This window comes from Bartonella sp. WD12.1, from assembly GCF_002022415.1.
Taxonomy (GTDB): Bacteria; Pseudomonadota; Alphaproteobacteria; order Rhizobiales; family Rhizobiaceae; genus Bartonella.
In genome coordinates, this window is sequence record NZ_MUBG01000001.1 from 175,404 (window position 1) to 199,596 (window position 24,193).

Genomic DNA, 24,193 nt, shown 5'->3' on the forward strand with positions numbered 1-24,193 from the left:
CTTTGTAAGAAAAAGACCTTAAGACCTCTTCTTCTTATTCATTATTAGTTAACAAAAAGTTTATTTGAAAGCTAAAAACTGCACTCTTTTGTTTTTTAGCATCCAAAATTGGTTCCGCTTTATGGTTTATTTTTATGCTTATTTTTGAAACACAAAACTTACCATTAAATCAGATAGCGTTCAATTATGACTTTTAAATGGCTCAAATGCATTTTTTTGATGTTTTTTATTTTTTGAAAGATTTGTTATGAAAAAAGTACATATCACTCCAAAAGACAAAAGCTTCAATGCTCAAAGGCCTCTTTGTGAGGTATCTTTGGTTAGAGTTATTTCATTAGGGGTGGTAATGGCTACACTTTTGTCGAGTGTTTCTCCAGTTTTTGCTTCTCATCTTTCTTCAACGGGGTCGACAGTTCAAAGTGTAAGTGCAGGTGTGGTTTCTGCAAAGGGTGGTAAGGCTGGTTCTGGGCATGTTGGGGTGGTTAATGGTAATCGTTCTTGTGGGGTGGATCAGGTTGTTAGTCGTAGTTCATCAAGGTTAGGTAAGAAAGTATCTGCAAAAGATAAGAAATTGAGCAAAAATCGGCTTTCTGATGGTTCTGGTGATTATTCTTTTGAGAGTAGTTGTGGGGCTGATGCATCAGTAAATGCGTTAACGAGTGCAAGTGCACGTTCTTTAATTGATGTAGATGTAGCGGCAAGTGATTGGTTTTTAGAAAAAAATAATACCATTAACTGGTCTGTTAATACAACGGGTGCACGTGTTGCTGATGGTGAAGATACAGATGCAGTGAATGTTGCTCAGCTAAAAGCGTTACCAGCACGAAATGGAATACGAGAAGGTTCGGATCTAATTTTCTTAAAAAATGGGCAGATCTCTATTGGAGGTAAATCGCCGGGCGATGTTATTAACATTTTGAATCAGGACGGTGATGTTCGTTTTATTTTGGGTGTAAAAGGTGGAAGTATTAAAGAAAAATCGACAGATGCAGTCAATGGTGCGCAGCTTTATATGACGAACACTAAAGTGGTGGAGTATTTAGGTGGAGGAGCTGCGTATGATGGTAGTTTTGGTGATAAATGGACAAAGCCAACGTTTAAGGTTCAGGAGGATGAATATAATGATGTTGGTTCTGCCTTTGCAGGTATTGGTGATAAGTTGTCTGAGCTTTCTGATCAAGTTGAGGATATGGAAAGTGCAGGCCTTGTTCAGAAAGATGGGTTCAATGTCATCACGATTGGTAAGGACGCAGAGGGGACGGAGATTAAAATTAGCAACAGTAGTGGAGATGATCGGAAACTTACCGGTTTGGCTAAGGGAGATGTTTCAGATAAATCGACAGATGCAATCAATGGCTCACAGCTTTATGATACGAACACCAAGGTTGTGGAGTATTTAGGTGGAGATGCTGCGTATGAGGATGGTGAATGGACAAAGCCAACGTTTAAGGTTCAGGAGGATGAATATGATGATGTTGGTTCTGCCTTTTCAGGTGTTGGTGATAAGTTGTCTGAGCTTTCTGAGCAAGTTGAAGAGGTGGAAAATTCAAAGCTTGTGGTGCAAGATCCAAAAACGCATAAGATTACCATTGGTGCCAAAGTAGAGGGCGATGAGATCTCTATTACCAACAGTAGTGGAGATAATCGGAAACTTACCGGTTTGGCTGATGGAGCTGTTTCAAAAGCATCAACAGAAGCGATAACAGGTAAACAGCTTTATGAGTTGAATACCACGATTGCGGGATATTTAGGTGGAGACGCTGCGTATGAGGATGGTCAATGGACAAAGCCAACGTTTAAGGTTCAGGAGGATGAATATAATGATGTTGGTTCTGCCTTTGCAGGTATTGGTGATAAGTTGTCTGAGCTTTCTGATCAAGTTGAGGATATGGAAAGTGCAGGCCTTGTTCAGAAAGATGGGTTCAATGTCATCACGATTGGTAAGGACGCAGAGGGGACGGAGATTAAAATTAGCAACAGTAGTGGAGATGATCGGAAACTTACCGGTTTGGCTAAGGGAGATGTTTCAAAAGAATCAACAGAAGCGATAACAGGTAAACAGCTTTATGATACGAACACCAAGGTTGTGGAGTATTTAGGTGGAGACGCTGCGTATGAGGATGGTCAATGGACAAAGCCAACGTTTAAGGTTCAGGAGGATGAATATAATGATGTTGGTTCTGCCTTTGCAGGTATTGGTGATAAGTTGTCTGAGCTTTCTGATCAAGTTGAGGATATGGAAAGTGCAGGCCTTGTTCAGAAAGATGGGTTCAATGTCATCACGATTGGTAAGGACGCAGAGGGGACGGAGATTAAAATTAGCAACAGTAGTGGAGATGATCGGAAACTTACCGGTTTGGCTAAGGGAGATGTTTCAGATAAATCGACAGATGCAATCAATGGCTCACAGCTTTATGATACGAACACCAAGGTTGTGGAGTATTTAGGTGGAGATGCTGCGTATGAGGATGGTGAATGGACAAAGCCAACGTTTAAGGTTCAGGAGGATGAATATGATGATGTTGGTTCTGCCTTTTCAGGTGTTGGTGATAAGTTGTCTGAGCTTTCTGAGCAAGTTGAAGAGGTGGAAAATTCAAAGCTTGTGGTGCAAGATCCAAAAACGCATAAGATTACCATTGGTGCCAAAGTAGAGGGCGATGAGATCTCTATTACCAACAGTAGTGGAGATAATCGGAAACTTACCGGTTTGGCTGATGGAGCTGTTTCAAAAGCATCAACAGAAGCGATAACAGGTAAACAGCTTTATGAGTTGAATACCACGATTGCGGGATATTTAGGTGGAGACGCTGCGTATGAGGATGGTCAATGGACAAAGCCAACGTTTAAGGTTCAGGAGGATGAATATAATGATGTTGGTTCTGCCTTTGCAGGTATTGGTGATAAGTTGTCTGAGCTTTCTGATCAAGTTGAGGATATGGAAAGTGCAGGCCTTGTTCAGAAAGATGGGTTCAATGTCATCACGATTGGTAAGGACGCAGAGGGGACGGAGATTAAAATTAGCAACAGTAGTGGAGATGATCGGAAACTTACCGGTTTGGCTGATGGAGCTGTTTCAAAAGCATCAACAGAAGCGATAACAGGTAAACAGCTTTATGAGTTGAATACCACGATTGCGGGATATTTAGGTGGAGACGCTGCGTATGAGGATGGTGAATGGAAACAGCCAACGTTTAAGATTCAGGAAGATGAGTATAATGATGTTGGTTCTGCCTTTGCAGGTATTGGTGATAAGTTGTCTGAGCTTTCTGATCAAGTTGAGGATATGGAAAGTGCAGGCCTTGTTCAGAAAGATGGGTTCAATGTCATCACGATTGGTAAGGACGCAGAGGGGACGGAGATTAAAATTAGCAACAGTAGTGGAGATGATCGGAAACTTACCGGTTTGGCTAAGGGAGATGTTTCAGATAAATCGACAGATGCAATCAATGGCTCACAGCTTTATGATACGAACACCAAGGTTGTGGAGTATTTAGGTGGAGATGCTGCGTATGAGGATGGTGAATGGACAAAGCCAACGTTTAAGGTTCAGGAGGATGAATATGATGATGTTGGTTCTGCCTTTTCAGGTGTTGGTGATAAGTTGTCTGAGCTTTCTGAGCAAGTTGAAGAGGTGGAAAATTCAAAGCTTGTGGTGCAAGATCCAAAAACGCATAAGATTACCATTGGTGCCAAAGTAGAGGGCGATGAGATCTCTATTACCAACAGTAGTGGAAAGCAGCGGAAACTTACCGGTTTGGCTGATGGAGATATTTCAAAAGCATCAACAGAAGCGATAACAGGTAAACAGCTTTATGAGTTGAATACCACGATTGCGGGATATTTAGGTGGAGATGCTGCGTATGAGGATGGTGAATGGAAACAGCCAACGTTTAAGATTCAGGAAGATGAGTATAATGATGTTGGTTCTGCCTTTTCAGGTGTTGGTGATAAGTTGTCTGAGCTTTCTGAGCAAGTTGAAGAGGTGGAAAATTCAAAGCTTGTGGTGCAAGATCCAGAAACGCATAAGATTACCATTGGTGCCAAAGTAGAGGGCGATGAGATCTCTATTACCAACAGTAGTGGAGATAATCGGAAACTTACCGGTTTGGCTGATGGAGCTGTTTCAAAAGCATCAACAGAAGCGATAACAGGTAAACAGCTTTATGAGTTGAATACCACGATTGCGGGATATTTAGGTGGAGACGCTGCGTATGAGGATGGTGAATGGAAACAGCCAACGTTTAAGATTCAGGAAGATGAGTATAATGATGTTGGTTCTGCCTTTGCAGGTATTGGTGATAAGTTGTCTGAGCTTTCTGATCAAGTTGAGGATATGGAAAGTGCAGGCCTTGTTCAGAAAGATGGGTTCAATGTCATCACGATTGGTAAGGACGCAGAGGGGACGGAGATTAAAATTACCAACAGTAGTGGAAAGCAGCGGAAACTTACCGGTTTGGCTGATGGAGATATTTCAAAAGCATCAACAGAAGCGATAACAGGTAAACAGCTTTATGAGTTGAATACCACGATTGCGGGATATTTAGGTGGAGACGCTGCGTATGAGGATGGTGAATGGACAAAGCCAACGTTTAAGGTTCAGGAGGATGAATATGATGATGTTGGTTCTGCCTTTTCAGGTGTTGGTGATAAGTTGTCTGAGCTTTCTGAGCAAGTTGAAGAGGTGGAAAATTCAAAGCTTGTGGTGCAAGATCCAAAAACGCATAAGATTACCATTGGTGCCAAAGTAGAGGGCGATGAGATCTCTATTACCAACAGTAGTGGAAAGCAGCGGAAACTTACCGGTTTGGCTGATGGAGATATTTCAAAAGCATCAACAGAAGCGATAACAGGTAAACAGCTTTATGAGTTGAATACCACGATTGCGGGATATTTAGGTGGAGACGCTGCGTATGAGGATGGTAAATGGACACAGCCAACGTTTAAGGTTCAGGAGGATGAATATGATGATGTTGGTTCTGCCTTTTCAGGTGTTGGTGATAAGTTGTCTGAGCTTTCTGAGCAAGTTGAAGAGGTGGAAAATTCAAAGCTTGTGGTGCAAGATCCAAAAACGCATAAGATTACCATTGGTGCCAAAGTAGAGGGCGATGAGATCTCTATTACCAACAGTAGTGGAGATAATCGGAAACTTACCGGTTTGGCTGATGGAGATATTTCAAAAGCATCAACAGAAGCGATAACAGGTAAACAGCTTTATGAGTTGAATACCACGATTGCGGGATATTTAGGTGGAGACGCTGCGTATGAGGATGGTGAATGGACAAAGCCAACGTTTAAGGTTCAGGAGGATGAATATGATGATGTTGGTTCTGCCTTTTCAGGTGTTGGTGATAAGTTGTCTGAGCTTTCTGAGCAAGTTGAAGAGGTGGAAAATTCAAAGCTTGTGGTGCAAGATCCAAAAACGCATAAGATTACCATTGGTGCCAAAGTAGAGGGCGATGAGATCTCTATTACCAACAGTAGTGGAAAGCAGCGGAAACTTACCGGTTTGGCTAAGGGAGATGTTTCAGATAAATCGACAGATGCAATCAATGGCTCACAGCTTTATGATACGAACACCACGATTGCGGGATATTTAGGTGGAGACGCTGCGTATGAGGATGGTGAATGGACAAAGCCAACGTTTAAGGTTCAGGAGGATGAATATAATGATGTTGGTTCTGCCTTTTCAGGTGTTGGTGATAAGTTGTCTGAGCTTTCTGAGCAAGTTGAAGAGGTGGAAAATTCAAAGCTTGTGGTGCAAGATCCAAAAACGCATAAGATTACCATTGGTGCCAAAGTAGAGGGCGATGAGATCTCTATTACCAACAGTAGTGGAAAGCAGCGGAAACTTACCGGTTTGGCTGATGGAGATATTTCAAAAGCATCAACAGAAGCGATAACAGGTAAACAGCTTTATGAGTTGAATACCACGATTGCGGGATATTTAGGTGGAGACGCTGCGTATGAGGATGGTAAATGGACACAGCCAACGTTTAAGGTTCAGGAGGATGAATATGATGATGTTGGTTCTGCCTTTTCAGGTGTTGGTGATAAGTTGTCTGAGCTTTCTGAGCAAGTTGAAGAGGTGGAAAATTCAAAGCTTGTGGTGCAAGATCCAAAAACGCATAAGATTACCATTGGTGCCAAAGTAGAGGGCGATGAGATCTCTATTACCAACAGTAGTGGAGATAATCGGAAACTTACCGGTTTGGCTGATGGAGATATTTCAAAAGCATCAACAGAAGCGATAACAGGTAAACAGCTTTATGAGTTGAATACCACGATTGCGGGATATTTAGGTGGAGACGCTGCGTATGAGGATGGTGAATGGACAAAGCCAACGTTTAAGGTTCAGGAGGATGAATATGATGATGTTGGTTCTGCCTTTTCAGGTGTTGGTGATAAGTTGTCTGAGCTTTCTGAGCAAGTTGAAGAGGTGGAAAATTCAAAGCTTGTGGTGCAAGATCCAAAAACGCATAAGATTACCATTGGTGCCAAAGTAGAGGGCGATGAGATCTCTATTACCAACAGTAGTGGAAAGCAGCGGAAACTTACCGGTTTGGCTGATGGAGATATTTCAAAAGCATCAACAGAAGCGATAACAGGTAAACAGCTTTATGAGTTGAATACCACGATTGCGGGATATTTAGGTGGAGACGCTGCGTATGAGGATGGTAAATGGACACAGCCAACGTTTAAGGTTCAGGAGGATGAATATGATGATGTTGGTTCTGCCTTTTCAGGTGTTGGTGATAAGTTGTCTGAGCTTTCTGAGCAAGTTGAAGAGGTGGAAAATTCAAAGCTTGTGGTGCAAGATCCAAAAACGCATAAGATTACCATTGGTGCCAAAGTAGAGGGCGATGAGATCTCTATTACCAACAGTAGTGGAAAGCAGCGGAAACTTACCGGTTTGGCTGATGGAGATATTTCAAAAGCATCAACAGAAGCGATAACAGGTAAACAGCTTTATGAGTTGAATACCACGATTGCGGGATATTTAGGTGGAGATGCTGCGTATGAGGATGGTGAATGGAAACAGCCAACGTTTAAGATTCAGGAAGATGAGTATAATGATGTTGGTTCTGCCTTTTCAGGTGTTGGTGATAAGTTGTCTGAGCTTTCTGAGCAAGTTGAAGAGGTGGAAAATTCAAAGCTTGTGGTGCAAGATCCAGAAACGCATAAGATTACCATTGGTGCCAAAGTAGAGGGCGATGAGATCTCTATTACCAACAGTAGTGGAGATAATCGGAAACTTACCGGTTTGGCTGATGGAGATATTTCAAAAGCATCAACAGAAGCGATAACAGGTAAACAGCTTTATGAGTTGAATACCACGATTGCGGGATATTTAGGTGGAGACGCTGCGTATGAGGATGGTAAATGGACACAGCCAACGTTTAAGGTTCAGGAGGATGAATATGATGATGTTGGTTCTGCCTTTTCAGGTGTTGGTGATAAGTTGTCTGAGCTTTCTGAGCAAGTTGAAGAGGTGGAAAGTTCAAAGCTTGTAGTGCAAGATCCAAAAACGCATAAGATTACCATTGGTGCCAAAGTAGAGGGCGATGAGATCTCTATTACCAACAGTAGTGGAGATAATCGGAAACTTACCGGTTTGGCTGATGGAGCTGTTTCAAAAGCATCAACAGAAGCGATAACAGGTAAACAGCTTTATGAGTTGAATACCACGATTGCGGGATATTTAGGTGGAGACGCTGCGTATGAGGATGGTAAATGGACACAGCCAACGTTTAAGGTTCAGGAGGATGAATATGATGATGTTGGTTCTGCCTTTTCAGGTGTTGGTGATAAGTTGTCTGAGCTTTCTGAGCAAGTTGAAGAGGTGGAAAATTCAAAGCTTGTGGTGCAAGATCCAAAAACGCATAAGATTACCATTGGTGCCAAAGTAGAGGGCGATGAGATCTCTATTACCAACAGTAGTGGAAAGCAGCGGAAACTTACCGGTTTGGCTGATGGAGATATTTCAAAAGCATCAACAGAAGCGATAACAGGTAAACAGCTTTATGAGTTAAACACCACGATTGCGGAGTATTTAGGTGGAGGAGCTGCGTATGAGGATGGTAAATGGACACAGCCAACGTTTAAGGTTCAGGAGGATGAATATGATGATGTTGGTTCTGCCTTTTCAGGTGTTGGTGATAAGTTGTCTGAGCTTTCTGAGCAAGTTGAAGAGGTGGAAAATTCAAAGCTTGTGGTGCAAGATCCAAAAACGCATAAGATTACCATTGGTGCCAAAGTAGAGGGCGATGAGATCTCTATTACCAACAGTAGTGGAAAGCAGCGGAAACTTACCGGTTTGGCTGATGGAGATATTTCAAAAGCATCAACAGAAGCGATAACAGGTAAACAGCTTTATGAGTTGAATACCACGATTGCGGGATATTTAGGTGGAGACGCTGCGTATGAGGATGGTAAATGGACACAGCCAACGTTTAAGGTTCAGGAGGATGAATATGATGATGTTGGTTCTGCCTTTTCAGGTGTTGGTGATAAGTTGTCTGAGCTTTCTGAGCAAGTTGAAGAGGTGGAAAGTTCAAAGCTTGTAGTGCAAGATCCAGAAACGCATAAGATTACCATTGGTGCCAAAGTAGAGGGCGATGAGATCTCTATTACCAACAGTAGTGGAGATAATCGGAAACTTACCGGTTTGGCTGATGGAGATATTTCAAAAGCATCAACAGAAGCGATAACAGGTAAACAGCTTTATGAGTTGAATACCACGATTGCGGGATATTTAGGTGGAGACGCTGCGTATGAGGATGGTAAATGGACACAGCCAACGTTTAAGGTTCAGGAGGATGAATATGATGATGTTGGTTCTGCCTTTTCAGGTGTTGGTGATAAGTTGTCTGAGCTTTCTGAGCAAGTTGAAGAGGTGGAAAGTTCAAAGCTTGTAGTGCAAGATCCAAAAACGCATAAGATTACCATTGGTGCCAAAGTAGAGGGCGATGAGATCTCTATTACCAACAGTAGTGGAGATAATCGGAAACTTACCGGTTTGGCTGATGGAGCTGTTTCAAAAGCATCAACAGAAGCGATAACAGGTAAACAGCTTTATGAGTTGAATACCACGATTGCGGGATATTTAGGTGGAGACGCTGCGTATGAGGATGGTGAATGGACAAAGCCAACGTTTAAGGTTCAGGAGGATGAATATGATGATGTTGGTTCTGCCTTTTCAGGTGTTGGTGATAAGTTGTCTGAGCTTTCTGAGCAAGTTGAAGAGGTGGAAAATTCAAAGCTTGTGGTGCAAGATCCAAAAACGCATAAGATTACCATTGGTGCCAAAGTAGAGGGCGATGAGATCTCTATTACCAACAGTAGTGGAGATAATCGGAAACTTACCGGTTTGGCTGATGGAGCTGTTTCAAAAGCATCAACAGAAGCGATAACAGGTAAACAGCTTTATGAGTTGAATACCACGATTGCGGGATATTTAGGTGGAGACGCTGCGTATGAGGATGGTAAATGGACACAGCCAACGTTTAAGGTTCAGGAGGATGAATATGATGATGTTGGTTCTGCCTTTTCAGGTGTTGGTGATAAGTTGTCTGAGCTTTCTGAGCAAGTTGAAGAGGTGGAAAGTTCAAAGCTTGTAGTGCAAGATCCAGAAACGCATAAGATTACCATTGGTGCCAAAGTAGAGGGCGATGAGATCTCTATTACCAACAGTAGTGGAAAGCAGCGGAAACTTACCGGTTTGGCTGATGGAGATATTTCAAAAGCATCAACAGAAGCGATAACAGGTAAACAGCTTTATGAGTTGAATACCACGATTGCGGGATATTTAGGTGGAGACGCTGCGTATGAGGATGGTAAATGGACACAGCCAACGTTTAAGGTTCAGGAGGATGAATATGATGATGTTGGTTCTGCCTTTTCAGGTGTTGGTGATAAGTTGTCTGAGCTTTCTGAGCAAGTTGAAGAGGTGGAAAATTCAAAGCTTGTGGTGCAAGATCCAAAAACGCATAAGATTACCATTGGTGCCAAAGTAGAGGGCGATGAGATCTCTATTACCAACAGTAGTGGAAAGCAGCGGAAACTTACCGGTTTGGCTGATGGAGATATTTCAAAAGCATCAACAGAAGCGATAACAGGTAAACAGCTTTATGAGTTGAATACCACGATTGCGGAGTATTTAGGTGGAGGAGCTGCGTATGAGGATGGTAAATGGACACAGCCAACGTTTATGATTACAAACTTTAGTGTAAAGGATAAGAGTGGCCCACAACAGTATCATACTGTAGCTTCTGCTTTTGAAGCTGTTAATGATAGTATGTCTGGTCTTAATGGTCGTGTTGAGCAGGTTGAACATCAGGCTTCCAATAGTTTACTTTGGAATAATGACAAAAATGCTTACGATGCTAGCCATAATGGTCAAGTTGGTAAGATCACTAATGTAGCGGATGGTGCGATTGAAAAGGGATCCACTGATGCAGTAACGGGTCATCAACTTTGGGAGACGAATGAGAAGATTGATAATCTTGAAAATAAGGTTGATGGCATAATTAGTGAAGTTGGCATTCTTACTGATGGGGTTGTCACCTATGACAAAGATGAACATGGTAATAAAACTAATAGTATCACGTTAGTAGGTACTGATGATGATACACCTGTAATGATTGACAATGTTGCAAATGGTAAAGTCGAAGAAGGTTCGAAACAAGCAGTCAATGGTGGACAACTAAAGGAACAGATGAGCCTTGTTCTTGCAGACGCAAATAAGTATACAGATGAAAAGGTAAAGAATGTATTTGATAATGCTGTTGCGCAAGCTAACGCCTATACTGATATGAAGTTTGAGGCCTTAAATTATAAAGTTGAAGGCGTCCAAAAGGAAGCAAGGCAAGCCGCGGCTATTGGTTTAGCTGTAGCTAATTTGCATTACATTGAGACACCAGGGATGCTCAGTATTGCACTTGGTAGTGGTGTATGGCGTGGTCAATCAGCACTTGCTTTTGGAACTGGTTATATGTCTGAAGATGGAAAGGTGCGCTCCAACTTCTCCGTCACCACTTCCGGAGGATATTGGGGTGTAGGAGCAGGATTAAGCTTAGCATTAAAATAATGATGAGAAATTGGAAAATTATTACAGGTCTTTTGTTTGTTCTTGTTTTTTTAGGAAAAGCTGTAAGCTTTGCTGAGGAGCAAGATAGTATTTACATAGTACGTCCACCGCAATTGTCAGTACCCGGTGGAAAGTCTGGTGAAACACGCCGGATTATTATGCAGTTTCATTACTGGACATTAATTTGCGATGAGAACAAAACAATGAAACAAGGGATCTGCAATGTAACTCAGACAATTCATGATGATAAAGAAGGTAACAAAGTTTTTAGTTGGTCTCTTGTTTCTACGAAAAATGGTCAACCGGTTATGCTGTTACGGACATTGCCAAACGCTAACACAAATGTTCCTATTCAAGTATTTATGGAAGATGTTAAAAAACCTCTTCTTATTAGTTATAAGCAGTGCAATCGAGAAATCTGTTTAGCGCAGTATTCTGTAGGGCCTGTTTTAATGAAACAAATAAGTAAGAGTAGCAATGTGCGCATTTCTTATCAGCTTAAAGAGGGAAAAACGCTTTCCTTTGTAGCGCCATTTAAGGGCTTGGGTGAAGCACTTTTCTCTTTGCAATAATAACAAGCAATAAATATGATTTATTGGCAGAATTATAATGCTATCAATTATCGAATTTCATTTTATACAAAATTATCAGTAATTGAGTTTTTATATTGCAGTGTACTATAGAAGTGATTTCTTCGAATAATGTACTATTTTGTGAGAATGAAATCACGTAAACTTTTGTATATTTTTAATTAGTGCAAAACATTTTAAGCAATTATTGTACGATAAAAACTTACTATTTTAACTGAACATAGCCAGTTTATTCAATGAATTTTGGGTGAGGTTGTAACCTTAATTAGAGATTATGAATCAGGCTACAGAAGTGTGTTGTTCTTTTTGAGATTGGCACATTAATTAGTTAAGTTAAATACTCACACGATCGTGTTTTTTGATGTTGAAAGCAGGTCATTAAGAATTGTATTGCTGAATATTTTTCGAAAGTGCTTTTTGCATTTGGCTAGGCAGATTACAATTTGAATATTTTTTTCTATTGGTGTTATTTACATTTTCTAGGTGTTTGAAAGTAGGAATGTAAGTTTAAGTAATTTTTAGAATCGTTAAAATGAAAAGATTTAGTCCATAATCTTAGGTTTTATATTTTGGAACTTCTGGAGCGCTTGTTGCTTTAAGGAATATAGCTTAATTTAGCGCTTACAATCGAAATACATGGATATTAGATAGGTATAACTATAAGAGATTAGTTTTAGGTATTTGGTGAATTAATATAGGGATTATTTTTGTAATAAAACGCTTATTGTCATGATAGACTAGGAAGCGAGAAATTAATTTTTGCAATAATCTGAAAAGAGCAAGTTTAATTTTAGGTTTCTGTGTAATTTTAAATCTTATTTGACAAGTTTAACCATTGCTAATGGTTGAGAATTTCTAACTGTGGGGTAAGAGAAGGTACTTTGGTAGCATTATTGGTGCACTGTGATGTATGGTGTAGTTATAAGAAAAGAGATTGTAAGCGCTAGTAATTACCAAAATATAGAGATAATAAACGACCATGAAAAAAACTATAAAAACATCGACAGGTGGACGTGGTGGCGCAGGGTCACATGAATTATATCAGCGAGTCAAAAAAAAAGCGGGGACCATTAAAGCCTCGTCACGACGATGGTTAGAAAGGCATTTGAATGATCCTTACGTTCATCAGTCGAAAGTGGATGGTTATCGTTCACGTGCTGCTTATAAATTAATCGAAATTAATGAGCGCTATAAGATACTCAAAAAAGGTCAAAAAATTATTGATTTAGGAGCAGCGCCTGGGGGATGGTGCCAGGTGGCGGCACGTATAGTTGGGTCAAATGATCAATGCCCTAGCGTAGTTGGAATTGATTATTTACACGTAGATCCGCTACCTGGAGTTGTAATGTTAGAAATGGATTTTTTTCATGAAAATGCACCACAACAATTGATAAGTGCTTTAGGGGCAAAACCAGATGTGGTCCTTTCTGATATGGCAGCGCCAACAACAGGTCATCGTCAGACAGATCATTTGAGAACAGTTTATTTATGTGAATCTGCTGCTGATTTTGCTATTTCAGTTCTCAAACCCGGTGGACATTTTTTAGCAAAAACTTTTCAAGGAGGGGCAGAAAACACTCTTCTTACGAAATTGAAACAGAATTTTAAAACAATTCATCATGTTAAACCACCTGCAAGTCGTTCTGAATCAGTTGAGCTATATCTTGTGGCTCTTAAATTGAAGGAGAAAACCGAAACACAGTAATAGTTTTTTTGAAGAAGTTGGAAATTATTTTACTGACTTGAATATAAAAAACATTTCCAAATAGTTTTGAATAATATTATGTGTGGTTTTCTTTTTTGAATGAAAAAATGGTAAAATTAGTCCATTTTCTATAAAAATAAATGTAATTAATTCCTTTGTGAGCACTGCCATGAAATTTCTTGATCAGGCTAAAGTTTATATTCGTTCTGGTAATGGTGGAGCAGGAGCAGTATCATTTCGTCGTGAAAAATTCATAGAATTTGGAGGTCCTGATGGGGGTAATGGGGGGCGTGGAGGTGACGTTTGGGTTATTGTTGTTGATGGGCTCAACACATTGATTGATTATCGCTACCAGCAGCATTTTAGGGCAAAAACGGGTGGGCATGGTAAAGGGCGTAATATGACGGGCGAAAAAGGTGAAGATGTTGTCCTTAAAGTACCGGTTGGAACACAAATTTTTGCAGAAGATAATGAAACGCTGATTTGTGATTTAAAGGAAGTTGGGCAACGGTACTGTCTTGCAAAAGGAGGTAATGGCGGTTTTGGTAATCTTCATTTTGCTACATCTACAAATAGGGCGCCCCGCCATGCAAATTCTGGTTTGAGTGGAGAAGAGCATACATTGTGGCTGCGTTTGAAACTGATTGCTGATGGAGGGTTGATTGGTTTGCCCAATGCTGGAAAATCGACCTTTTTAGCGTCAGTAACAGCTGCAAAGCCAAAAATTGCGAGCTATCCTTTTACCACACTGTATCCTCATCTGGGTGTTGTGCGTATTGATGACAGTGAGTTTGTTTTGGCTGATATTCCTGGTTTAATTGAAGGAGCGCATGAAGGTGTGGGAATTGGTGACCGTTTTTTAGGGCATGTAGAACGGTGCCGTGTTTTAATTCATTTAATTTCTGCTCAAGAAGAAGATGTGGTCAAGGCGTATCAAATTATTCGTACTGAACTTGAGGCGTATGGAAATAGTTTAAGCGATAAGAATGAAATTGTCGCTTTAAGCCAAATAGATACTCTTTCTATTGAGGAATATAAAGTTAAACAAGAAGTGTTGCAAAAAGCGATTGGTAAATCTGTTATGACGTTTTCTGCTATTAGTCATGAAGGTTTAAACAATGTGCTACGTGTTGTCGCTCACATGATTGAGATGGAGCGTAAAGGCAATATCGGTAAAGATGAATAGGGTTAAAAAAGATGGCGGTTGGACTGCAAAAACTTGAGCAATATAAACGCATTGTAATTAAAGTTGGTTCTGCACTGTTAGTTGACCCCCAAATAGGTTTACGCGTTGAATGGCTTCAAAGTTTGATAGGTGATATTGTTGTATTACACCAAAAAGGAGTGGAAATTTTATTGGTGTCTTCTGGTGCTGTTGCTTTAGGACGGACATTATTACATCTTCCTAACGGTGCTTTAAAATTAGAAGAAAGTCAAGCATGTGCTGCTTTGGGGCAAATTGAACTTGCCAAAGCTTATACTGATATTCTTGCACAACATGGGTTGAGAACGGGCCAAATTTTGTTGACATTATTCGATACAGAAGAACGTCGGCGTTATCTCAATGCACGTACTACGATTAATACGCTTTTACGCTTTAAAGCAATACCTGTTATTAATGAGAACGATACTATAGCAACCAGTGAAATTCGTTATGGTGATAATGATCGTTTAGCAGCACGTGTCGCAACTATGATGGGTTGTGATCTTTTAATCCTTTTATCAGATATTGACGGTCTTTATACACAATCACCTCATCTCAATCCAAACGCTGAATTTGTTCCTTTTATTGCATCCATTACAAGCGATATTGAGAAAATGGCAAGTGGTTCTGATTCACTTCTTTCCCGGGGTGGAATGAAAACGAAACTGGACGCTGGAAAAATAGCTAATTCTTCTGGAACGGCTATGGTCATTACTTCGGGGAAGCGTATAAATCCTCTTTCTGCGCTTGATCAAGGAGAACGTAGCAGTTTTTTTGCTCCGAGTAAAAAACCAGTCAATGCGTGGAAAACATGGATTTCCGGTAATTTAGATCCATCTGGTACTTTAACTATTGATCAAGGAGCTGTGAAGGCCCTTAAATCTGGGAAATCATTATTGGCTGCGGGGGTTGTGGCGGTTAAGGGAATGTTTTCCCGTGGAGATACAGTCGCAATTGTTGATGAAAATGGAGTTGAGATTGCTCGTGGTCTTGTAAGCTATGACAAAGATGAAGCAGAAAGCATTATAGGGCATAAAAATGAAGAAATAGAGCATATTCTCGGGTATGAGTCGCGCTCTGCTATGGTGCATCGCAATGATATGATTGTACGTAATTTGGCTAGTTTTTCTTAAAAAAAGCTAGTTTTTAATGTATTGATTGCTTTTGATAAATGGATAATTGCATGACTTTAAAAGAAGAGATGAAAGCTATGGGGCAAAAAGCGCGTAATGCTGCTTCAAAGCTTGCAATTCTTTCTGCTGAACAAAAGAAAAATGCATTGGAAATGATAGCTCTGAGTTTGGAAGCTCAATCAAGTGAGATTTTACGTGCTAATAGTCAAGATTTAGCAAATGCAGCTCAAAATAATTTGAAGCTAGCGATGATTGATCGGCTAAGGTTAGATGAATTACGTTTGCGCACAATAATAGACAGTGTCAGACAAATTGCACATTTTCCTGATCCTATCGGACAAGTGATAAACGAGTGGACACGCCCCAATGGGTTACATATACGCCGTGTACGAACACCACTTGGTGTGATTGGTATTATTTATGAAAGTCGACCAAATGTTACAATTGATGCAAGTGTTTTGTGCTTAAAATCTGGAAATGCTGCAATTTTGCGTGGCGGTTCAGATAGTTTTCATTCTGCATATGCTCTTTATTTAGCGTTGGTAAAAGGGCTAGAGAAAGCTGGCTTACCTAAGGGCATTATTCAAATGGTTGAAACTACAGATCGTGCTGCTGTTGGAGAAATGCTCAAGGGATTGGATGGTGCAATTGATGTTATTATACCTCGTGGTGGAAAAAATCTTATTGCACGTATTCAATCTGATGCACGAGTTCCTGTTTTTGCACATTTAGAGGGTCTTTGTCATATTTATATTGATAAATCAGCAGATTTAGACATGGCACGTGATATTGTGTTAAATGCAAAATTGCGACGTACAGGTGTGTGTGGAGCTGTTGAAACAGTTTTAATTGATCATCAGGCATTAAACAAATTTCTTCCTGTTCTTACTGCTTTGCAGGAAAAAGGGTGTGAAATTCGTGCAACAAAGGATATTGTTTCAATGATGCCAGAAGTCAAATTAGCGGATGAGAAAGATTGGTCTTGTGAATATCTTGATGCAATTCTTTCTGTCAAAACAGTTGATAGTGTAGAGGGAGCTATTGCACATATTAAACATTATTCATCAGGACATACTGAATCAATTATTGCTGAGGATATGAGAGCAGTGGAGATATTTTTTAAACATTTAGATTCAGCTATTTTGCTTCATAATGCATCGACACAATTTGCAGATGGAGGTGAATTTGGTTTTGGAGCAGAAATTGGAATCGCAACAGGAAAAATACATGCACGTGGACCAATTGGTGTTGAACAATTGACGTCATTTCAATATCAAATTACAGGAAATGGACAGGTTAGACCTTGAATCAATTCCAATGGGAAAATTGTATACCACATATCGAAAGGTCGAGTGTTGTTGGCCTGTTTGGTGGTTCATTCAACCCACCGCATGCGGGGCATATTCTTGTGGCGAAAACTGCAATTCGGCGTTTACGTCTTGATCAGTTATGGTGGATGGTAACTCCAGGAAATCCTTTAAAAAATTGTACACAATTACCATCTGTACACGAAAGAATGCGACTAAGTTTTAAGTTTATTGATCATCCAAAGATTCGTGTCACTGGTTTTGAGAAGGAGATAGGCAGCACGATATCAGTGGAAACGATTACTCATATTCTTGCACATTATAGAGGGATACGTTTTGTATGGGTTATAGGTGCAGATACTTTAGCAACGTTTCATCATTGGCATCGGTGGCGTGATATTATATCTATGCTTCCTATTGCGATTGTTGATCGCCCTTCGGTACGTACACCAGCACTTTCTTCTCCTGTGGCACGAACTTACCGTTATTTTCGTTTGGATGAAAGAAAAAGTGCACTTTTACCTTTTATGTCGCCACCAGCTTGGACTTATTTGCATGGACCTTTATCTTTTCAGAGTTCAACACAACTTCGCTTAAAAGAAAATAATTTTTCTTGAACATTTTATAAGATTCTGCAAATCTCTTTAGGAAAGTTCCTCTTTTTCTATATTTCGAATGATAAGAAAGGGTATCAACCTGGAAAACAACTCACAAAAACGCCATCATCTCGCGGAAGTACCGGGGAAAGAAAAACTCTTTTTAGTATCTGATGGTCTTAAAATTATTCTCAATAGTTTAGAAAATGCAAAAGCAGAAGATATTGTTTCTATTGATATTCAGGGCAAATCATCTTTAGCTGATTATGTCGTTATTGCTTCGGCGCGTTCACAACGTCATGTATCAGCTATTGCTGATCATTTGTTATCGACTTGGAAAGATAGTGGATACGGCAAGGCAAAAGTAGAAGGGCTTTCTACAGGTGATTGGGTATTGATTGATACAGGAGATATTATAGTTCATCTTTTTCGTCCAGAAGTTCGTGCTTTTTATAATTTAGAAAAAATATGGCTTGCTCCAAATTTGGACGATGTAAAGACGATTGTCTTTGGAGACAATTGATATGCAAATTTCTATTTTTGCTGTTGGACGCATGAAAAAAGGAGCTGAGCAGACATTAACTCATCGTTATTTGGATCGTTTTTCGAAAAGTGCTGGAGTGGTTGGATTTCATTTTAAAAAAATGCAAGAAATATCGGAAAGTCGTGCTCAAACAGCGTGCCAGCGCATGGAAGAAGAAGGTGCAAAACTTTTTGAGGCTTTGCCTGAAAAGTGCCGATTAATTGTATTGGATGAGCGTGGAAAATTAATTTCATCATTTACTTTTGCTGAGAAGTTGGCGTTTTATCGCGATGAGGGTATTCGTGATTTGATAATCGCTTTAGGAGGGCCTGATGGACATAGTGAGCGCGTTAGAAATCGCGCTGACTTTCTTTTATCTTTTGGTTTGATGACATGGCCACATCAAATTGCACGTATATTACTTACAGAACAGCTTTATCGGGCTGTAACAATTATGAGTCATCATCCATATCATCGCTCTTAGCTTTTTGTGTGATTTTTAGCATCTATTATTGCAATTTATTAATATTGTTTTAGTTGACACCGTTTAAAGCGTTTTATTTGATATGATTGTGCTTAACAGTTAGGCAAATGAAGCAGATTCTTCATGAAAAAATGCAATATTTTATATAAGCCATACATAATGTTTATGGCACTGATGTTGAGTATAGGGTCTTACTCATCTGTATCGTATGCTGAAGATAATGATAGTCGTGAAGCAGCGCATAAAATGTTGATGGAAATTCGCCAAAATATTTCTGTATCACGTGAGCGTATTGCTTTTCTTGTTCGTCAAGTTACTCGTTTAAAGAAAGATCAACAGACTTTAACTGATGAATTAATAAAAGTAGCTAAAGCAGAATATGATATAGAGCGTAATATTATTGCGAAAAAAGAAAAACTTGAAGAACTTATAAAGCAGCAGGAACAAGTACACAAAAATTTAAGAAACAGTCGTACTGAATTTGCAGAAGTATTAGCTATTTTAGAACGAATAGGGTTAAATCCACCTCCTGCTATTATAGTACGTCCTGAGGATGTATTGGCTTCTATACGTAGTTCTGTGCTATTGGGATCTGTCACTCCTAAGATGCAGGAGAAAACACTGGTTTTATCCGATAATCTCAAGAAATTAACTGATTTGAGCTACTCCATTACTGCAGAATGTACGGCTTTAAGAGATGAAATGCAAAATCAAGCTGAACAGCGAAAACATTTAGAGCTTTTATTAAGTGAAAAAGCAAAATTACAAAAAAAATCGGAAAAAGAACTTATAGAACAACGACAAAAAAATAGTGTTCTTTCTAAAAAAGCTCAGTCTTTGGAAGAATTAATTTCGCAACTTGAACATGAGTCACAAGTTAGCGCAGATTCATCAACACAAATGCAGAAGAATATTCGATTGTTAGAAAAGCTTAATTTTGAGCGTCAAAAAGGTTCTTTGCTTTTACCTGTATCTGGAAAAAAAATTCAGCAGTTTAATAGCGGTTCTCATGCTACGCGCTTTGGTGAAATAATTGAAACAGAACCAGCGGCTTTAGTAACAACCCCTACAAATGCTCTTGTTGCTTTTGCTGGAACATTCCGTTCTTATGGACAGATAATTATTCTCAATGTTGGAAGCGGTTATCATATCATTCTTGCTGGGATGGAAAAAATAAATGTAACTCAAGGACAATTTGTTTTTGCGGGTGAGCCTCTTGGGGTGATGAGTACACAATTTATTGCAAGCACAGTTACATTAGATATAGGTAAAAATGCTCTAATGCTTTACATTGAATTTAGAAAAGATGGAAAACCTGTGAATCCAACTCCTTGGTGGCGGACTGAAGAATTGAAAAGGGACCAAAATGATTCGTAAAGTTGTTTTTTTAGTTGTTGGGGTGTTGCTTAGCGCCAGCTCGATGATTGTGGTGCAATCTGTTTCTGCAAATAATGAAAATAATACTTATAAACAACTAGCTATATTTGGTGATATTTTTGAACGAGTGCGCGCCCAATATGTGACAGTTCCGGATGATAAAAAGCTTGTTGAAAATGCTATCAATGGTATGCTCTCATCGCTTGATCCACATTCGTCTTATATGGATGCTGAGAAAGCTAAGGACATGAGGGATTCTACTAAAGGGGAATTTGGAGGTCTTGGTATTGAGGTGACTATGGAGAAAAACTTAATAAAAGTTGTGTCTCCGATAGATGATACACCTGCTTCAAAAGCAGGTATTTTAGCAGGGGATATTATTTCAAAAATTGATGGCAAAGAAACGAACGGTCAAACATTAAGTGAAGCTGTCAATAAAATGCGAGGTGCCGTTGGAACACCAATTACGCTGACAATTATTCGCTCTGGTGTTGATGAACCGTTAGAGATTAAGATTGTTCGTGATATCATAAAGGTAAAAGCAGTAAAATATCGTATTGAAAATGATATTGGTTATTTAAGACTCATTCAGTTTAGTGAACAAACTTTTGTTAATCTTAAAGCTGCAATTAAAGATATTCAGTCTAAAATTCCTCAAGATAATTTAAAGGGGTATGTTCTTGATTTACGGCTTAATCCTGGTGGTTTATTAGATCAGGCTGTAAATGTTTCAGATGCTTTTCTCAATAAAGGTGAGATTGTATCAACACGTGGTCGTAAAAAAAGTGACGTAATGAGGTTTGATGCTAAACAAGGTGATATAATTAATGGGAAGCCTCTTATTGTTCTCATTAATGGTGGTTCAGCTAGTGCTTCTGAAATTGTCGCAGGTGCTTTACAAGATCATCGTCGCGCTACAATTTTAGGAACACAGTCTTTTGGTAAAGGATCTGTTCAAACTATTATTCCTTTGGGTGAAAATGGTGCTTTACGCTTAACGACAGCACTGTATTACACACCATCTGGTATATCAATTCAAGGAACCGGAATCACTCCAGATATTATTGTAGAGCAGCCATTGCCTGAGAAATATAAGGGTTATAATGTAACACTTGGTGAATCTGAGTTAAAAGGGCATATTAAGGGCAAAAGGGAAAGTGATAAAGGGTCTGGTTCAGCTGCTTTTGTTCCGAAAGATCCTAAGGATGATGTTCAATTGAATCAGGCTTATAAACTTTTACGAGGTGAAATAGTGAATGCAGCATTTCCACCAGATCCTAATAAAGGTATTTTAAAGTAACAATAAATATTTATAATCCACACTTTTATATGAGTTATGCTCTTTTAAGAGGTTATTCAATGGATACAATTGTAGATTTCAAAGCTCTTCCTTATCGGAAAGGCGTTGGAATGCTTGTATTTAATCGTGAAGGTAAGGTTTGGATAGGGCGCCGTTTGATGACCTTTGCTTATGCAAACACTGATGTATCTAAACTTTGGCAGTTACCTCAAGGGGGGATTGATGAAGGCGAAAATCCATTAGATGCTGCACGGCGTGAACTTTATGAAGAAACAGGTATCCAATCGATAAAGTTAATTAAAGAAGCGCAAGATTGGTTCTATTACGATTTTCCACAAGAACTTGTTGGGCACGTATTGGGTAGTAAATATCGTGGACAAACACAAAAATGGTTTGCTTTTCAGTTTATAGGAGAAAATTCTGAAATTGCAATTAATCCTCCACCTGATGGTAATAAAGCAGAGTTTAACCAGTGGAAATGGGTTAATTTAGAAGAACTTCCATCACTTGTTATTTCTTTTAAGAAACATGTCTATATGCAAGTTATTAATGAGTTTCAAAATAGTTTTAGATATTTATAAATGTATGATTACAAAAAGTTATTGTCTCGTTGAAATACTTTAGTATCATACACCGCTATTAGAAGTAGTTGAAATGATTCTATTTATGTGAGGAACTGAGTATAAGATGAAAAAATTACTAAATTTCTTTGTAATTTCTGCGTTATTAAGTATTTCTCCTGTAGCATTTGCCCAGAATTCAAAGCCAATTGCTAAGCCTTCTGTAACTACGTTGCCAAATGGTGCTTCTTCGTTAACAGAGACGTATGATTTGTGGAGCGTTAACTGTGGTATACAGGAGGGAAAGAAAGTTTGTTTCATGCTCCGTCAGGAAGTTAATGACCAGAATCGTGTTGTAGTAGCTATGAATGTTATGCTCGATGCTGATGATGTTGTGTCTGGAAATTTGACGGTTCCTTTTGGTATTTTAGTTTCTAAACCCATTCGTTTAAATGTAGATGATTCAAAAACTGTTATTGAAACTGGTGTTCGGACTTGTGTACCAGCAGGTTGTGTTGTTCCAATAATTTTTGATAAAAGTTTTGTAGCAGCTTTACGCAGTGGAAAGCAGCTGAAATTATCTATGACGGTTGCTGCTCCAGGCGAGCCACCTTTAAATGATTTATTCGTTCAACTGAATGGTTTTGGTGACGCACTTAATCGTTTAATCGTCTTGCAAAAATAATTTTCTTATCAAAGAGAAAACGGCCTTTTTAGGCCGTTTTTAATTGAAAAACAGTTTTTTGTAGAAAAAAGAACTGAAGTTATTTGGTTAGTTAAGTGGCAGGCAATCGAGAAGTTTTTAGGGTTCCTTTTAATTTAATTTTACTCCTATTTAAAACTGGCTATTATCTTATCTAATATTTGTTGTTTAGTTTTATTATATGGTATGTATTTAACGATTAAGCTGCTTAATCATTCTTTTTGTGAAAAAAGGGCTTAATTGTAGAGCCATTTTGATAGGTTTGTTAGCATGAATGCACTATATATGATCTTTTATTCTATTGGTTGGTAAAGGAATAAAGAATGATCTATGCATTGCTTCAAGTAATTGATCTTATTCTCAGTATTTATGTTGCTATTTTGATAGCCAATGTTGTCTTTTCCTGGCTTTGTGCATTTAATATCGTAAACATGCGTAATCCCTTTGTTATGATGATAGGGAATTTTCTTTATAGTGCTACAGAGCCGATTTTAAGGCGTATCCGGTATTTTTTGCCAAATCTTGGAGCAGTGGATATTTCACCTCTTATAGTATTTCTGATTATTTATTTTATTCGTATTTTTATGTGGCGAGCTTATGTAGGTTTATTCTTATAAATATGAGAATATTACACCAGATAGATAACAATGCTGTACCGTATTGATGACAGTGGCTTAATTTTATTCGTGCGTTTAATTCCCAGAGCTTCAATGGATAGTATAGTAGGGGTTGAGAGTAGAGATGGTGAAACGCAGCATTTAGTTATACGTCTTCGTGCTGTTCCTGAAGATGGCAAGGCAAACAAAGCATTAATTAAATTTTTAGCAAGGCAATGGAAAATACCGTCTTCTTATATTTCTCTTAAAAGTGGTATAACATCACGTTATAAACAGCTTTGTTTTTCAGGGTATATAGAAGAACTTGAACAGAAATTGCAACTTATGAGCAATATGCATTCACAAAGATGTAAATAAAAACTGTAAAGCCTGTTTGAACAACAGGCTTTGATTTGTTAGAGTTAGTCTATTCTATTCCTTTGTTGCTTTTGCAATAGCTTCCTTAATCAATTCACGTGCAAAATTTTTGTCACGCCAACCTTCAATTTTAACCCATTTTTCAGGTTCAAGATCCTTATAATGCTTAAAGAAATGTTCAATCTGCTTTAATGTGATTTTGGGAAGATCTGTATAATCATGAACATCAACATATCGTTGTGTTAATTTTGGGGCAGGGACAGCAATGATTTTTTCATCTTTACCACCATCATCTTCCATAATTAGGGCCCCGATTGGGCAAACATTGATGACACAACCAGGCATAAGTGGACGAGTGTTACAAATAAGAACGTCAAGTGGATCACCATCTTCTGAAAGTGTATGTGGGATGAAGCCATAATTACCGGGATAGACCATAGGTGTATAGAGGAAGCGATCAACAAATAATAATCCAGATTTTTTATCCATCTCATATTTTATTGGTTGGCCACCAACAGACACTTCAATAATAACATTAATATCTTCTGGTGGATTATTGCCAATAGGGATCTCTTTAATATTCATTGTAAATATCCTTTCCGGAGTGAAATCACACTAAATGCACTAGAATATTTGGCTAAAAAAGTTATA

16 protein-coding genes are annotated in these 24,193 nt (G+C 38.9%); 15 read left to right on the forward strand and 1 reads right to left on the reverse strand.

Annotation, left to right across the window (positions count from 1 at the left end; genetic code table 11):
• Positions 1 to 247 precede the first annotated feature (247 nt).
• From BWD121_RS00600 to BWD121_RS00670, 15 genes are all read left to right on the forward strand, one after another.
• The gene (locus BWD121_RS00600; protein ID WP_078662940.1) at positions 248 to 11,086 is read left to right on the forward strand and encodes a YadA-like family protein; all 10,839 of its coding nucleotides are present in this window, start codon (positions 248 to 250) and stop codon (positions 11,084 to 11,086) included.
• Positions 11,086 to 11,658 carry an invasion associated locus B family protein gene (locus BWD121_RS00605; protein WP_078662941.1) on the forward strand — a complete coding sequence of 191 codons (573 nt, stop codon included), beginning with the start codon at positions 11,086 to 11,088 and terminating at the stop codon, positions 11,656 to 11,658. The genes BWD121_RS00600 and BWD121_RS00605 overlap by 1 nt, the downstream gene beginning before the upstream one ends.
• Before the next feature lie 997 nt (positions 11,659 to 12,655).
• Positions 12,656 to 13,381, forward strand: coding sequence for an RlmE family RNA methyltransferase (locus tag BWD121_RS00610; protein WP_078662942.1), 726 nt, complete (start codon positions 12,656 to 12,658; stop codon positions 13,379 to 13,381).
• A 169-nt stretch (positions 13,382 to 13,550) separates the two neighbouring features.
• The gene (obgE, locus tag BWD121_RS00615; RefSeq protein WP_078662943.1) at positions 13,551 to 14,567 is read left to right on the forward strand and encodes a GTPase ObgE; all 1,017 of its coding nucleotides are present in this window, start codon (positions 13,551 to 13,553) and stop codon (positions 14,565 to 14,567) included.
• Positions 14,568 to 14,578: 11 nt separating this feature from the next.
• On the forward strand, positions 14,579 to 15,718 hold the full coding sequence (gene proB / locus BWD121_RS00620) for a glutamate 5-kinase (RefSeq protein ID WP_078662944.1): 1,140 nt from the start codon (positions 14,579 to 14,581) through the stop codon (positions 15,716 to 15,718).
• Between the two features lie 50 nt (positions 15,719 to 15,768).
• Positions 15,769 to 17,025, forward strand: a complete 1,257-nt coding sequence (locus tag BWD121_RS00625; protein WP_078662945.1) for a glutamate-5-semialdehyde dehydrogenase — start codon at positions 15,769 to 15,771, stop codon at positions 17,023 to 17,025.
• 23 nt (positions 17,026 to 17,048) lie between these two features.
• Positions 17,049 to 17,642, forward strand: coding sequence for a nicotinate-nucleotide adenylyltransferase (locus BWD121_RS00630; RefSeq protein ID WP_078664032.1), 594 nt, complete (start codon positions 17,049 to 17,051; stop codon positions 17,640 to 17,642).
• 58 nt (positions 17,643 to 17,700) lie between these two features.
• Positions 17,701 to 18,144, forward strand: a complete 444-nt coding sequence (rsfS, locus tag BWD121_RS00635; protein ID WP_078662946.1) for a ribosome silencing factor — start codon at positions 17,701 to 17,703, stop codon at positions 18,142 to 18,144.
• Position 18,145: 1 nt separating this feature from the next.
• Complete coding sequence (gene rlmH, locus BWD121_RS00640; protein ID WP_078662947.1) at positions 18,146 to 18,628, forward strand: 23S rRNA (pseudouridine(1915)-N(3))-methyltransferase RlmH; 483 nt, start codon at positions 18,146 to 18,148, stop codon at positions 18,626 to 18,628.
• A 165-nt stretch (positions 18,629 to 18,793) separates the two neighbouring features.
• Complete coding sequence (locus BWD121_RS00645) at positions 18,794 to 20,005, forward strand: peptidoglycan DD-metalloendopeptidase family protein (RefSeq protein ID WP_078664033.1); 1,212 nt, start codon at positions 18,794 to 18,796, stop codon at positions 20,003 to 20,005.
• Entirely contained in the window at positions 19,995 to 21,305 is a 1,311-nt protein-coding gene (locus BWD121_RS00650; protein ID WP_078662948.1) for a S41 family peptidase, read from the forward strand. The genes BWD121_RS00645 and BWD121_RS00650 overlap by 11 nt, the downstream gene beginning before the upstream one ends.
• 59 nt (positions 21,306 to 21,364) lie before the next feature.
• Positions 21,365 to 21,886 (forward strand): RNA pyrophosphohydrolase, encoded by a 522-nt coding sequence (locus BWD121_RS00655; RefSeq protein WP_078662949.1) that lies wholly within the window; start codon positions 21,365 to 21,367, stop codon positions 21,884 to 21,886.
• Positions 21,887 to 21,992: 106 nt separating this feature from the next.
• On the forward strand, positions 21,993 to 22,550 hold the full coding sequence (locus BWD121_RS00660) for an invasion associated locus B family protein (protein WP_078662950.1): 558 nt from the start codon (positions 21,993 to 21,995) through the stop codon (positions 22,548 to 22,550).
• 341 nt (positions 22,551 to 22,891) lie between these two features.
• Positions 22,892 to 23,185: a YggT family protein gene (locus tag BWD121_RS00665; RefSeq protein WP_078662951.1), complete on the forward strand. Its 294-nt coding sequence runs from the start codon at positions 22,892 to 22,894 to the stop codon at positions 23,183 to 23,185.
• Positions 23,186 to 23,215: 30 nt separating this feature from the next.
• Positions 23,216 to 23,542: a DUF167 family protein gene (locus tag BWD121_RS00670; RefSeq protein ID WP_078662952.1), complete on the forward strand. Its 327-nt coding sequence runs from the start codon at positions 23,216 to 23,218 to the stop codon at positions 23,540 to 23,542.
• A 54-nt stretch (positions 23,543 to 23,596) separates the two neighbouring features.
• Here BWD121_RS00670 and ppa read toward each other — a convergent pair whose 3' ends face one another.
• Positions 23,597 to 24,127 (reverse strand): inorganic diphosphatase, encoded by a 531-nt coding sequence (gene ppa, locus BWD121_RS00675; RefSeq protein WP_078662953.1) that lies wholly within the window; start codon positions 24,125 to 24,127, stop codon positions 23,597 to 23,599.
• Positions 24,128 to 24,193 lie beyond the last annotated feature (66 nt).